We start from the raw sequence: 13,576 nt of genomic DNA, 5'->3' as shown, positions 1-13,576 counted from the left end.
GTATGTATGTTCTAGCGCTTTAATTGTACACTTTCCCTCGCTGGATTCTAAATAAAGGATGTCATCATAGGCTAATAAAATAAATTTTTCATCAACATTGACCGCTATTTTTCCATTACGGGTATTTTTCAATGAGGGGTAGGCAGGAATATCCTGATTGCCGATTTTTTGCATTTTTTTAATTTTATCTAACGTTTTTTGAATACGATTTTCTTCATAGGGCTTTAAAATATAATCGACTGCATTTAATTCAAAGGCCTGCAGTGCATACTCATCGTATGCAGTTGCGAAAACTATTGCTGGTGTTATATCTAAAGTTTCTAATTGTTTTGCTAAGCTTAATCCGTTATCTTCGGCTAGTTCAATATCAAGGAAAACAAGATCAGGCTTAAGTTCAGAAATATCAGCAACCGCATCTTCTAGACAATCACTTTCACCTAAGATTTCAACTTGTTTGCTGCGAATAAGCAAGTATTTGATTTCATCTCTAGCTAATGGCTCGTCATCCACTATATAAGCTCTTAACATCTCTTTCAAAAACTCCTTTACTGTCGAGCGGAATGGAAATCGTGATCGTTGATCCACTATCCACTTGACTTTTTATTGTTAAGCTCGCTTGCCCGTTATAGATCCCTTTAAGACGTTCGCTAATATTAAAGAGGGCTGTTCCATTTCCTTTTTTCGAATTCACAATTTGCTTGCCAAGCACTTTTATCCTATCTTTAGGGATGCCATCTCCATTATCTGCAACAATAATTTTCAATTGATTATTCTTATGAAAAATCCGAATAGTAATTTTTCCTTCGGTTTTGCTTCGCGGAAATCCATAATGAATGGCATTTTCGACTAAAGGTTGTAAGGTAAATGGTGGAATATATACTTCTTCGAGTCCTGGATCAATTTGAAATGCAATGCAATACTTATTTGGAAAACGGGTTTGTTCTAATGAGATATAGGCCCGTACATTCTCTAATTCCTTCTCTAAAGGAATAAGCATCTGCCTTGCTCCTTGAAGATTGCCGCGGAAAAATGAGCTTAAGTCTAAAAGTAATTGACGGGCTTTATTTACATCTTTACGGCATAGTACTGAGATTGTATTGATGCTATTAAATAAAAAGTGCGGATGAATTTGTGCTTGCAGTGCTTTTATTTCTGCATCCTTCAACAATTTCGCCTGGTGTTCAGCCTCGGCAAGTTCTAGTTGTGTAGAGAACAGATTAGCAAGGCCTTCTGCTAATTGCTCCTGCACTTTATCCAGATATTCTGGCTGATTATAGTACATTTTTAATGTACCAACAATTTTGTTTTTGACTTTTAACGGTAGGACAATTGCCGCTTCTAATGGGCAATTCCGATGATAACAAAAAATATCTTCCTTTGTTTTGACAATGGCAATCTTACCGCTTTCAAGCACTTTTTTAGTCAACCCGGTCGCAAGTTTTTCATTAGGAATATGATGATCTGAAGCGATCCCAACATGAGCCAAAACTTGATGGTCATTTGTAACAGCGACCGCATCGGCGTTTGTCAGCTTCAGCATGATTTCCGAAATTTCTTTACATGAATGTGTATTTAAGCCTTGGCGAAAAAAAGGCAGAGTTCGATCGGCAATTTTGAAGGCAAGATTCGTTTGGTTCGCACGAGCACGTACTTCTTCATGCATGATAGATTGAATAATGAACATGAACAATAATGTTCCGAACCCATTAACAAAAATCATTGGAAAGCCAATAACTTGTACGAGAGCCCATGCAAGTTCAAACGGTTTGGCAGCCACGAGAATGATCAGCATCTGTAACGCTTCCAACGTCATACCTATCATAACCGCATACGCAGCCGTGATCTTTTTCCCTTTCAGTTTTCGTCTTCTGCCAAAATATCCAGCAATTAACCCAGCAATAAGAGTAGAAATTGAACAAGAAAATGCCGTAAAGCCGCCGAGTGTATATCGATGAACTGCTGCGATTAGGCCAGCACCTACTCCCACCATTGGACCGCCGAGCAAGCCTCCTATGACGACCCCCATTACTCTCGTATTCGCTATAGCACTTTCTGAGTCAATAAAAGAAAGCCACCCTGCTTTATTTATTGAACTTTGATGAATTTCAATACCTGTATAATTACTAATTATTCCAAAAGCGCCAAAAAGTAAAATGAGCATGATTTTCTCATTTTTATTGTGTTCCTTTAAGACGATTTGGCGAAATGATCTCATTTGTGAGAGTAAAAAAGCAACAATAACAATGATCCCGACTTTTTCAAGCATTAATGGCACTAAATTGAACATTGTCACCCGTCCCTTGGATACGTATGATTGGTTAAATTTTATTCTACCAAATGTTGAGGAAATTTTCTGCAAAAATGAAATTGTTTGCCAATTCATTTAGATAAGCTCTTAAAAAGGATTATGGCACGTTAAGTATAAACTAGGAGAATAGGAATATTTTTAAAGTTGAAAGGATATTATCCAAACGAATGCGAGTATTGTTAGCAATATTATGATGCATACCCAAGGGGTTGTGTACAAGGGATACTAAAAAAGCAAGGAGTGAGGAAGTTGAGAGGTTTAATTCATAATAAGAAGCGGGAAATGACGGAGGAAAGTGCTTATCATTTTTTAAAAATGGGTAAGGTCGCACATGTGGCGACAGTGGGGGAGGATGGGTTTCCATATGTAATCCCATTTGTCTATGTTTATGAGGACGGAAACAAACTATACCTACATATAGGAAATTTGTGGGAGAGTCATTTTTGGACAAATATCAAAAAAAATCCGCAAATTTGTATCGAGGTTAGCGAGATGGGGGATGTTCATCCAGGTAAAAAATTTGCGTGCCAATCTGCACTCGTCTACACAAGCGTAGTTTTATTTGGAATCATTAAGCATATTGAAGATGACAAGCAGAAAGAATGGTTCTATGATCGGTTAATGGAAAAGTATGGGGATCCAGAATGGACTTTTGAAAAAGGATACCCAGCCCTTTCGAAAACGGAGTTATTTGAAGTACAAATTGATAAGATTACTGGTAAATTAAGTGAAGGATTAAATCATTAACGAGTGCGCTTGATCCCAAATGCGGAAATTCTTTAGTACGCATGGGGTCAGGCGACTTTTTTGGGAAAATTTAAAGTCTGAACTGGTGATAGGCCTTTTTGTTTTATTTGGCGGACTGAGAATCCTTTATTCAATATAATCCACACTTTTGATAAATGAAAAGGACAGAGATTCCGTTATTAATGATAAACATGAGAAATTTGCTTACTTTTCTAGGGATAGCGGAACTAGAGTCCGTTACCTCTAAAAAAACAACCTTTTTCGGTAAATAACGGTACCAGTGTCCTCTCTTGAAAGTTCAGGTCTAATTTTTCAGTTTCCAAGATCCATTTCCAGTAAAAACCTCCAACATGGCCCGTTGTAAAAATCTTTACTATCTTCCTAGTAAAAGGAACAACGCAATTTGGAGTAAAATAACTATAATAATAATAATATTTTAAAACCAAGAATCACCAGAAATCTAGAGGTTTCCCACTTTTTATCTGAACAATCCGAATAATGTTAATAAAAATAATAGTATTGTAATATATCGAATAAAACCATATAATACTTTTCATAGAAAGACAAATGTCCTTTTGAAATGGAATTTCGAGGAAATGTATTATGCAATATTCATATTATCGTAATTATTACACCTAGGGAGGAACATCTATGAAAAGCTTACTAAAAAAGTGGAATCAACTAAGCTTAGTTAAACAAATAATCATAGGTTTGATTATCGGTATTATCTTAGCTTTAACGATCCCAGAAGCAGCAAAACCGATTGCCATTTTTGGCACATTGTTTGTAGGTGCGTTAAAGGCTATTGCACCTGTATTAGTACTCTTTTTGGGTATATCAGCTATTGCGCAACACAAAAGTGGTCAGCAAACGAATATGAAATCCGTTATCATTCTTTATCTCTTAGGAACATTTTTAGCTGGCTTAATTGCAGTAATTGCTAGTTTTATATTCCCTGTAAGCTTAACGCTTGTAAAGGGTGCTGAGGACGTGGCGCCTCCTAGCGGTGTTGTTGAGGTTCTAACTACATTGCTTATGAACATTGTTGATAACCCAGTGAAGGCGATTTTTAATGCGAACTATATTGGTATTTTAGCTTGGGCAATACTACTTGGTTTGGCTTTAAAAAATGCCGCCGATTCGACAAAAACAATGATTGCTAATTTTTCAGATGCTATTACCAAAATGGTTACATGGGTTATTAAGTGTGCACCATTAGGAATTATGGGTCTAGTATTTGAGTCCATTACGACAAGTGGAATTGATGCTTTACTTAGCTATGGGAAGTTACTTGCTATTTTACTAGGTTGTATGTTTTTTGTAGCGTTGGTTGTCAATCCACTCATCGTGTTTGTGTATATAAAACAAAATCCTTTCCCGCTTGTTTTTAAGTGCCTAAAGGAAAGTGGTATTACTGCATTCTTTACACGAAGCTCAGCTGCAAATATTCCTGTAAATTTGAGATTATGTGAAAATCTTGGTTTGAATAAGGATAGTTATTCAGTATCGATTCCATTAGGGGCAACGATCAATATGGCTGGTGCTGCCGTGACGATTTCTGTTTTGACCCTTGCAGCGGTTCATACACTTGGGATTCAAGTCGATATTCCTACAGCCATTATCCTGAGTGTGGTGTCTGCTATATGTGCTTGTGGTGCTTCAGGAGTTGCAGGCGGATCTTTATTACTGATTCCTTTAGCGTGCAGCTTATTTGGAATCCCTGCTGATGTGGCTATGCAAGTAGTTGGAGTAGGCTTTATCATCGGTGTTATTCAAGACTCTGTTGAAACAGCTATTAATTCATCTACAGATGTTATCTTTACAGCAGCCGCTGAATATAAAGAGTGGCGTAAAGAGGGGAAAACAATAGAGATTAAAAAAATTGCATAAAGTAGAATTGAGCTGTATCTCCATTGTTAGAATTGACGAACATTGGAGGTGCAGTTTTTTTTATGAATAAATACCAGTAATGTTTTGAAAATATTGATACTTTTTCCTATTATTTACGTCAATTTATATAGGTGAAAGAGATAAATTAATATTTAAAGGGGGATTGGAAAATGAAGAGATACTTACCCGGTATAGTAATTTTAACTGCCGGAATACTTGCTGGCTGCACCAATCAAGTAAATGCAGACCCAGCTAAAGAAATAAATGACTTAAAAAAACAAATTGAGCGGCTTTCCATTGAAAATGAAGACTTGAAAAATACAGTGGAGGAACAAAAGGAAGCTCTTGAGGTGAACAATGATTACTCTATTATTCTAGCTAAGGACATTGAAAAATATCCGCAATCGCTATATAAGGAAACAACTCTTGATATCGATCAGGATGGTGAGGAAGAAATAATTGAACTATATGTCAACGCAAGGAAAATGGAAAATGGCTTGTTTGCATGGGATGATGGAGAAACCTGGCTGTTGGTTGTGAAAGACGGTGAGAAAACGTATCCCCTTTTTGATAATTTTGTTCAATTGGGGTCAGTCGATATTAGTACGACAACCTTTGATAGAAAACCCGGTATTGTAATGTTAGAGACGTGGCATTCAGATATTTTTATTCATAAATTTATATTCGATCATGAAGCAAAGGGATTTGTTAAAGAAACTTTTTATAAAAAAGAAAATATAAATCAGCAATATAATCCACCTGCTTCCTACGCCTTTTTCAAGGAAGCGTACGAACTAATGGAACTGGCTTTTACTGAAAAAGCGGTGAAAGCTTTAGAATCTAGTGACGATAATCTACAGGAACAAAAGGATCGAGCTGCGATTTTTGATCCAATCCTTGTTGACCTTTGGAGAGCACAGTGGTTGTTTGAAACTGTCAGGCTGTTGAACCCGGATCTTCATGTTTCATTAGAGAGCGCAGTTCATTTGCTAAACCAAATGGGGATGAATCCCCCAACATCATTGCAAATGAACCAGTTAAGGCAAGTTCATGATGTGTTCAATGACGATGAAAGTGACAAATTGATTATAGAAGAAGAGAATCAAATTCACCCTAATATAAAGGAAAAGCTTCGAAAAGTGAATACGATTCTTAATGGGAGAAATCTTTAATTTTTCAATTTGATTAAATGGAGAGAATTAGTGCAACTATTTTATAATAGGAACTTTTATAAATCCTAAATAAGATAAATTAATGATAAAAATGCCTACCCCCATCGTGAAAACGATAGGAGGCAGGCATTTTATTCTGTTTTTTCCACTTTGTTTACGAAACCACTCAATTTATTTGCGAAACCTAGTCCGTATGCTCAATAAAATTCCGCCCAAAATGATATATATTTTCCGCAGGTACGGCTAAATTTAAATTTTGTCCCTTGTCAAAGCCCGCAGTGATTAGCCCCACTAGCCTTCCGTACATATCCAGCAAGGCGCCGCCAGAGCTTCCGTCAGAGATTGGAGCAGTGAATTGGATCATAGGGATATCCTTAATTTCCCGGAAACCGGATACAATGCCATCGGAGACGGAATTAAACAATCCTAATGGGCTGCCGATAGCTACAATTTTTTGTCCTCGCACTAAGTTGCCATCCGTTTTTACAGGGAGAGGAGCACAATTTTTATCAACCTTAATAATAGCCAGGTCATATTGCTGATGATATTTAATGAAATTTCCTGTTAGATATTCTTCGGTTTCATTCTCGTAGAGCACCGAAAAAAGATGACCGCCCGCAACCACATGCAGATTCGTTAAGATATACCCTTTGCTATGAATGACAACACCAGAGCCGCTGCATAATATTTTATTATGCTCATCAAAACTTTTAATCATGACTACGGAGTTCGATAGACCTGCCAGCTCCTCATAGCTGAATTCTCTGCTCTTAGTTGGAATTTGTTTCAGATTTTCTTTAGCAGAGATGCTTGAAGGTGCTGTCAAATCAGGAATAGTTATCTGATCTGAATTCAGTGTGCTGAATTTATATAAAGTTGAGAATTTTTCTATCTCAGGATACAAATGAACCATATCTTCTTTCGGGTTCATATAGCAAATATCACAGCCAAGACGGGACAGGAAATACAAGAATAATAGCTCATGAAGCTTAATATCTCCGATAAAAACCACTTTTGGAGATATGCTTGTACCTTCAAAAAGCTTAGGTAAATAAATTTCTATCCAATTCAAAAATTTAACTGCAAAGTTTTTAATTTGTGTGTCATTGGATTGTGGATGCAATGTTCTATACTTGGACAGAATCTCCACAAAAATAAGTTTTTTTGTCCATTCAAGGCTATCGTTATTTAATTGGCTGCAAAGGGGTGTTTGATGAAGTAAATGAGGATTCATGACAGCAACATTGGTGATTGCATCCCATTCCTCCCAAACCTTTGTAAGTCTGGAAATTTCATTTTTGTTTGAAATACCTTCAAGTCGCTGCAGTCGTAAGTAAGGAACAGCCGGCACACTTGATGAAAAACAGCGGTCTATTTTCAGAATGTTTTCAATGTAATGCTGAACAGTGTCAGGAATTCCGATGTACCTAAGAAAAATAACTTCTTTCGTAACGGCAGAATGATCAATTTTGCTAAGGAACATAAAATCTTCGAGAGGATTTCGTGTTTCTTTCAATTTAAACTTTAAAGGCTTAGTTCTCACTATCATATCCATACTCCCGATTCAAATAGTTATCTAGTGTAATTATAATTTAATTTTGCAAAAGTTCCTAGTTTAAAAGGAAAATATTGGGGTGAAATGAAGTGGAAGTAGGGGAAAGAGATAAAATAAAGTTCTAGGACTGGAACGATGCTTTCCGTAGAAATTATTTGAATGAGTTACTATTAAAAACAAATAATCACTATGGAACCTATTTAATACATTATATGACTGATTTTGTAACAGGGGAAAATAAAAGGACGGACGGCCTTTTACTTCAAAGAATGAAAAAGTGGGCCTAAATTAGTCATTTTTCTAAATCTTGTTGACAATATGATTAAATGAGAGTAAAGTTTGTATCTAAGGAATTTGAAAAATTAAATAGTTTATCTCTTATCAAGAGTAGCTGAGGGACTGGCCCGATGAAGCTCGGCAACCGTCTATGTTTAATAGATTGGTGCTAAATCCTGCAAAACATTCATTGTTTTGAAAGATAAGAGAGGATTTTTATGTATACATAAAGCCTCTCTTTTTTGATGGAGAGGCTTTTTATTTTTTCTTCTTCCAATACAACTACACAGGAGGAACAATAAAGTGAAGAAGTTTGGAATGGTTTTAGCATTACTTGGTATGACATTGTTTATTGCTGCTTGCAGTAAAGAAAGCAGCGGGGCACTGAACGAGAAGAAGCTAGTCATTGGAGCAACGGACGGTCCGCATGCTCAAATATTGGAAGTGGTTAAAGAAGTGGCTGCAGAAGACGGACTTGAGTTGGAAATTAAATCTTTTACTGACTACGTCCTTCCAAATACAGCTTTAGATGAAGGCGACTTAGATGTTAACAGCTATCAGCATAAGCCTTTTCTTGAAAAATTTAATGATGATCATGGAACTACATTAGTACCAGTTGGGAAAACGATTCTTAATCCAATGGGGATTTACTCAGAAAAATATAAAAGCTTTGAAGATCTTCCAGACGGAGCGAAATTTGGTCTGCCAAACGATCCGACAAATGGAGCACGTGCACTTTTCATCTTACAAGAAAATGGCCACATTAAGCTTGAAGAAGGCAAAGAAGAAACAGCCTCTATTCATGATGTGGTGGAAAATCCAAAGAATCTTGAGTTCATTGAACTTGACGCAGCACAAATTCCAAAACAATTAGGCGAAGTCGATGCTGCAGCCATTAATACAAACTTTGCAATCGCTGCGGGTCTTTATCCGAAAGAAGATGCATTTATTTTAGAATCAACTAACTCTCCATATGTGAATTATATTGTTGTCAGAGCGGAAAACGAAAACGATCCTGTCGTTAAAAAATTGGTGAACGCTTATCAGAGTGAAAAAGTTAAAAAATTCATCGAAGAAGAATTCCGCGGATCCATCATCCCTGGTTTTTAATAGAAATTTATGAAAGCAGTCCAAGAAGGCGAGTTTATTGGACAGGTTTTCGGTATTTTGATGAAAGCTGTCCAAGAAAGTGAGTTTCCTGGACAGGATATTGAGATTTCGATAAAAGCTGTCCAATAAAGATAGTTTCCTGGACAGACTTTCGGTAATTTGATAGAAGTTGTCCAAGAAAGTGAGTTTGCTAGACAGGTTTTCGGTCAAGCAAAGATAGCTCAGAAAGGAAAAGCCCCCATGATTATATTAGAACATGTTTCAAAATCCTTTGAGTCGAAAAAAGGGATTGTCAAAGCAGTTAAAGATGTGAATCTTCATGTGAAAAAAGGTGAAATTCATGGGGTGATCGGCTATAGCGGTGCTGGTAAGAGCACATTGATACGCTGTGTAAATTTATTGGAGAAGCCTACGAGCGGAAAAGTATTTATTGGCGGCAAAGAAGCTACTTCTTTGTCGCTCAACCAATTGCGCGATGTCCGAAAAAGAATCGGCATGATTTTCCAAGGTTTCAACCTCCTAAAAACAGCCACCGTATATGATAATATCGCCATCCCCCTAAAATTATTAGGCTACAACAAAACAGAAACAAATGACCGTGTTATCAAATATTTGGATATCGTTGGACTGGCTGATAAGCATCAATCATATCCAAGCCAACTTTCCGGCGGGCAAAAGCAGCGGGTTGCGATTGCCCGTGCACTTGCCCAAGAGCCTGAAATTTTACTAAGTGATGAAGCAACAAGTGCCCTTGATCCTGAGACAACGGATTCAATCCTGGAATTACTTTTAAAAATCAATCAAGAACTAGGGATTACTATTCTGCTGATCACACATGAAATGAATGTTATCCAAAAAATCTGTGACCATGTATCTGTCATGGAAAATGGTGAAGTTGTTGAACAAGGCTCGACAATCAATTTATTTACAAAGCCTCAACAACAGACTACGAAGAAGTTTTTAAATACAATCAGTCAGCGTAAACTGTCACCTTCCTTAATCAGCCAGCTTAATGTAACCGGCAAGGTTTCCCGTCTCACTTTTGTCGGAGAAAGTACGGGACAACCGCTTTTGGCGAGAGTAAGCCAGCAATTTAAAGTTCAGCCGAATATTTTAACTGCGAATATTCTTGAATTGAAAAACGGCATTGTCGGCAATATTGTTGTCCATCTCATTGGTGAACAGCATGATGTGGATGATTCATTGAAGTATTTACAAAATCATGGTGTTGGCATCGAGGAATTGGAGGGATAAGAGTATGTCTGAATTTACTGATAAATGGTTTCCGATTATCTGGAAATCCGTGCTGGAAACATTCCAAATGGTTGGCGTTTCTATGGTATTCGCGATCTTAATCGGTATCCCATTAGGGGTTTTACTTGTTTTAACACGTCCTGGCCAAGCTTGGCAAAATCAATGGATCTATCAAATATTGAATTTAGTCATTAATATTTTGCGCTCGGTTCCATTTATTATATTATTAATTTTCATTTTTCCATTTACAAAATTCATTGTTGGCACGACGATTGGCGTAAAAGGCGCCATCGTTCCGCTTGTTATTTACACAGCCCCATACCTCGCTAGATTAGTAGAATCATCTCTGCTTTCCGTGGATAATGGCGTATTGGAAGCCTATAAGGCAATGGGAATTAAAACTAGACAAATTATTTGGCATGTAATGCTTCGTGAAGCTAGGCCTTCACTTGTCCTCGCATTAACCATTACCATAGTCAGCTTGATTGGTGCCACTGCGATGGCGGGACTGGTCGGTGCAGGCGGACTTGGGGATTTAGCCTACCGCTACGGGCATTTACGCTACGAAGAAAGTGTCATGTATGCAACGGTTATCATCCTGATTATCCTTGTACAAAGCTGTCAGTCAATTGGGAATCGTATTTCAGCTCGTTTAAAGAAAGATTGATTGGAGAGAGGAACATATGTCAAACGAACTTTATGTAAAAAAAGAAGGAGCAATTGCTTCTCTCATCATCAACCGTCCTCATAAAAAGAATTCATTCACTCTTGCTATGTTTCAAAAGCTTGGAGAATTATTGGATGAGTTAGAACAGGACTCCAGCGTAAAAGTACTGATTATTCGTGGTGTTGATGAAACAGCATTTTCAGCAGGTGCCGATATTACCGAGTTTCTAGAAGTGCGCCTTCATGCGGAGAAGGCAAAGGCCTATAACGATTACGCCTTGGAATCTATTGAAAAATTATATCGTTTTTCAAAACCAACGATAGCCTTAATTAAAACGCTGGCAATCGGAGGAGGACTTGAACTTGCGAACTCATGTGATTTCCGATTTGCCTCTGCTGGCAGTAAGGTCGGAATTACAGCTGCGAATATTGGCATTGTCTACAATCTATCAAGTACAAAAAGGCTTTATAATTTGATTGGCCCTTCAAAGACGAAGGAACTGCTATATACAGCAAAGCTGATCAGTGTTGAAGAAGGCCAACACATTGGCTTAATTGATTATGTTTATCCAATTGAAGAAATTGAGGAGAAATGCTTTGATTTTGCCAATAGAATTAAGGTGAAATCTTCTGTTGCCAACGCCGGCATTAAGAAAGTCATCCAAGCGATTATTGATGGAGAGAACGAAGAAAGTGACTACATTGAAAATGTTATTTTAGAATCATATAGTTCTGATGATTATATGGAGGGTATTCAAGCCTTTTTGGAAAAAAGAAAACCGAACTTCTCGTGAAGGAAAAGGAGTCTTTACATCATGATTCAAGCATTAGAAGGAATGAAAGTAATTGACCTATCACAAGTATTGGCAGGTCCCTATTGTACGATGGTGCTTGGTGATATGGGGGCTGATGTCATCAAAATTGAAAAATACCCAAAGGGCGATGACACCCGGTCAATGGGTCATACGATTAACGAAGAAAGCTATATGTATATGATGGTCAATCGCAATAAGCGCGGAATGTGTCTCAATTTAAAAAGTGACGAAGGACGCAAAATTTTGCTCGACCTAATCAAAACCGCAGATGTATTTATTGAAAATTATCGCCCTGGTGTAACAAAAAAATTGGGCATCGACTATGAAACTTTGAAAGAAATAAATCCTGGATTAATCTACTGCTCGATATCGGGTTACGGGCAGACTGGTCCTTATAGTAAAAAGGGTGGCTATGATATCATGGCACAAGGCATGTCGGGGCTGATGGATATGACTGGCGAAAAAAGAGGAAAGCCTGTAAAAGTTGGAATTGCCATTCATGATATCGCTGCAGCACAAACCGCCATTCAATCGATTTTAACTGCATACATCCACCGTTTAAAAAATGGAAAAGGTCAATATATCGATGTTTCCCTTGTTAATGCGGGACTTGCCTGGACTGTTTGGGAGGCTGCTGCGTTTTTTGGAACAGGAGAAGTCGCAAAACGGAATGGGACAGCACACCGCGCATCAGCCCCATATCAAGGCTACGAAACAAAAGATGGCTTTATACTAATTGGAGCAGCCAATCAGAAGCTATGGGAAAATTTTTGCTTAAACGTGGTCGATCAACCGCACTGGTTAGAAGATCCCCGCTACGAAACGGTTAGCTTGCGGACAGAACACGTGGATGAACTTGAAGTCGAAATCGAAGAAATTTTAAAACAAAAAGATTCAGCACACTGGCTGAAACTTCTTGAAGAAAACGGAATCCCATCAGGTCCGATCTATTCTTATGATCAAACCTTGAATGATCCACATATCCTTGAACAGGAGATGGTCCTTCAATATGAGCATCCTGTAGGTGGACAAATGAAAACACTAGGCTTCCCTGCTAAATTTTCCGAAACTCCGGGACAATTAAGAATGCCTGCCCCGCTCCTTGGACAGCATAATAAGGAAATCTTGACCGAGCTAGGATATTCTGACGAAGACTATGAAATTTTAAAAGACAAAGAAATCATCAAGTAATGCGAAGGGACGTATCTCTTGTGGAAACAAAAGATACGTCCCTTTTCTATATCTATGATTTATCCAGAGTACATGTTCTTTTATCGGAAAGCATTAAATTAGTTAATATTTTAGTTCATTATTAAAAACGTACTTTCAAATCTGTCTAATCCTGAATACATTGTTGTATGCCGTATGACGTGTATTGAAATTTTTATTAAAGGGAGCGGACAAATGTATAAAAAGATAGCTGTCGCCATTATTCATGGAATGGGTAATCAAAAGGAGGATTTTGCTAACGAAACGATCACGATGATCAATCAAACATTCGCAAAAAAACTGGAGGATGTAGTTGAAGATCCTGCTTCCTATCTAATGATTCAACCGATACTATGGGCACCAGTTTTTGCAGATCGACAGGAAAAGCTATTTGAGAGTATGGTTCAGGACAACAAATTGAATTATCAAGGATCAAGGAAGTTCATTGTTACTTATTTAGGAGATGTTATTGCCTATCAACTGGTAGAGACGGCAAAGCAAAATTATGAGAGAGTTCATGAAAAAATTGGTGAAGGTCTTAACATTCTCTCTAACAGAGCAGGAGATCAGGCTC

At 37.6% G+C, this 13,576-nt stretch carries 11 protein-coding genes, 1 pseudogene and 1 riboswitch; of the genes and pseudogenes, 9 read left to right on the top strand and 3 right to left on the bottom strand.

What is annotated here, in order from left to right; genetic code table 11:
• Window positions 1-528: LytR/AlgR family response regulator transcription factor (locus V7149_RS07380; RefSeq protein ID WP_335345006.1), on the bottom strand; the 528-nt coding region annotated here is incomplete at its 3' end.
• Complete coding sequence (locus V7149_RS07375; RefSeq protein WP_335345005.1) at window positions 503-2,287, bottom strand: sensor histidine kinase; 1,785 nt, start codon at window positions 2,285-2,287, stop codon at window positions 503-505. The genes V7149_RS07375 and V7149_RS07380, both read right to left, overlap by 26 nt.
• 270 nt (window positions 2,288-2,557) lie before the next feature.
• On the opposite strand from V7149_RS07375, the gene V7149_RS07370 reads away from it, so the two are divergent.
• The 3 genes from V7149_RS07370 (at window position 2,558) to V7149_RS07360 (ending at window position 6,117) form a co-directional block, all read left to right on the top strand.
• Window positions 2,558-3,055, top strand: coding sequence for a pyridoxamine 5'-phosphate oxidase family protein (locus V7149_RS07370; protein WP_335345004.1), 498 nt, complete (start codon window positions 2,558-2,560; stop codon window positions 3,053-3,055).
• Between the two features lie 651 nt (window positions 3,056-3,706).
• Complete coding sequence (gene sstT, locus V7149_RS07365) at window positions 3,707-4,945, top strand: serine/threonine transporter SstT (protein WP_335345003.1); 1,239 nt, start codon at window positions 3,707-3,709, stop codon at window positions 4,943-4,945.
• A 170-nt stretch (window positions 4,946-5,115) separates the two neighbouring features.
• Complete coding sequence (locus V7149_RS07360; RefSeq protein ID WP_335345002.1) at window positions 5,116-6,117, top strand: hypothetical protein; 1,002 nt, start codon at window positions 5,116-5,118, stop codon at window positions 6,115-6,117.
• 184 nt (window positions 6,118-6,301) lie between these two features.
• On the opposite strand, the gene V7149_RS07355 is transcribed toward V7149_RS07360, so the two are convergent.
• Window positions 6,302-7,666: a trypsin-like peptidase domain-containing protein gene (locus tag V7149_RS07355; protein ID WP_335345001.1), complete on the bottom strand. Its 1,365-nt coding sequence runs from the start codon at window positions 7,664-7,666 to the stop codon at window positions 6,302-6,304.
• A 381-nt stretch (window positions 7,667-8,047) separates the two neighbouring features.
• A riboswitch (SAM riboswitch) is annotated at window positions 8,048-8,157 on the top strand.
• A 94-nt stretch (window positions 8,158-8,251) separates the two neighbouring features.
• On the opposite strand from V7149_RS07355, the gene V7149_RS07350 reads away from it, so the two are divergent.
• The 6 genes and pseudogenes from V7149_RS07350 to V7149_RS07325 form a co-directional block, all read left to right on the top strand.
• Window positions 8,252-9,058, top strand: a complete 807-nt coding sequence (locus V7149_RS07350) for a MetQ/NlpA family ABC transporter substrate-binding protein (RefSeq protein WP_335345000.1) — start codon at window positions 8,252-8,254, stop codon at window positions 9,056-9,058.
• A gap of 240 nt (window positions 9,059-9,298) precedes the next feature.
• Window positions 9,299-10,312, top strand: coding sequence for a methionine ABC transporter ATP-binding protein (locus tag V7149_RS07345; protein ID WP_335344999.1), 1,014 nt, complete (start codon window positions 9,299-9,301; stop codon window positions 10,310-10,312).
• Between the two features lie 4 nt (window positions 10,313-10,316).
• The gene (locus V7149_RS07340) at window positions 10,317-10,979 is read left to right on the top strand and encodes a methionine ABC transporter permease (protein WP_335344998.1); all 663 of its coding nucleotides are present in this window, start codon (window positions 10,317-10,319) and stop codon (window positions 10,977-10,979) included.
• A gap of 16 nt (window positions 10,980-10,995) precedes the next feature.
• Window positions 10,996-11,772 (top strand): enoyl-CoA hydratase/isomerase family protein, encoded by a 777-nt coding sequence (locus V7149_RS07335; RefSeq protein WP_335344997.1) that lies wholly within the window; start codon window positions 10,996-10,998, stop codon window positions 11,770-11,772.
• 21 nt (window positions 11,773-11,793) lie between these two features.
• Complete coding sequence (locus V7149_RS07330) at window positions 11,794-12,984, top strand: CaiB/BaiF CoA transferase family protein (protein ID WP_335344996.1); 1,191 nt, start codon at window positions 11,794-11,796, stop codon at window positions 12,982-12,984.
• Window positions 12,985-13,197: 213 nt separating this feature from the next.
• Window positions 13,198-13,576 (top strand): annotated as a pseudogene (locus V7149_RS07325) (chemotaxis protein); the annotation flags it as partial.

The organism is Bacillus sp. JJ1503, from assembly GCF_036965125.1.
In the GTDB taxonomy this organism is placed as follows: Bacteria; Bacillota; Bacilli; order Bacillales; family Cytobacillaceae; genus Cytobacillus.
Note: the sequence above shows the minus strand (reverse complement) of the source record. Positions and strands in the feature narration are given on the sequence as shown.

Bases quoted from the DNA above. Each gene is read 5' to 3' on its own strand.
- V7149_RS07375 (WP_335345005.1), bottom strand. From the start codon at position 2,287: ATGTTCAATTTAGTGCCATTAATGCTTGAAAAAGTCGGGATCATTGTT.
- sstT (WP_335345003.1), top strand. From the start codon at position 3,707: ATGAAAAGCTTACTAAAAAAGTGGAATCAACTAAGCTTAGTTAAACAA.
- V7149_RS07360 (WP_335345002.1), top strand. From the start codon at position 5,116: ATGAAGAGATACTTACCCGGTATAGTAATTTTAACTGCCGGAATACTT.
- V7149_RS07355 (WP_335345001.1), bottom strand. From the start codon at position 7,666: ATGATAGTGAGAACTAAGCCTTTAAAGTTTAAATTGAAAGAAACACGA.
- V7149_RS07345 (WP_335344999.1), top strand. From the start codon at position 9,299: ATGATTATATTAGAACATGTTTCAAAATCCTTTGAGTCGAAAAAAGGG.
- V7149_RS07340 (WP_335344998.1), top strand. From the start codon at position 10,317: ATGTCTGAATTTACTGATAAATGGTTTCCGATTATCTGGAAATCCGTG.
- V7149_RS07335 (WP_335344997.1), top strand. From the start codon at position 10,996: ATGTCAAACGAACTTTATGTAAAAAAAGAAGGAGCAATTGCTTCTCTC.
- V7149_RS07330 (WP_335344996.1), top strand. From the start codon at position 11,794: ATGATTCAAGCATTAGAAGGAATGAAAGTAATTGACCTATCACAAGTA.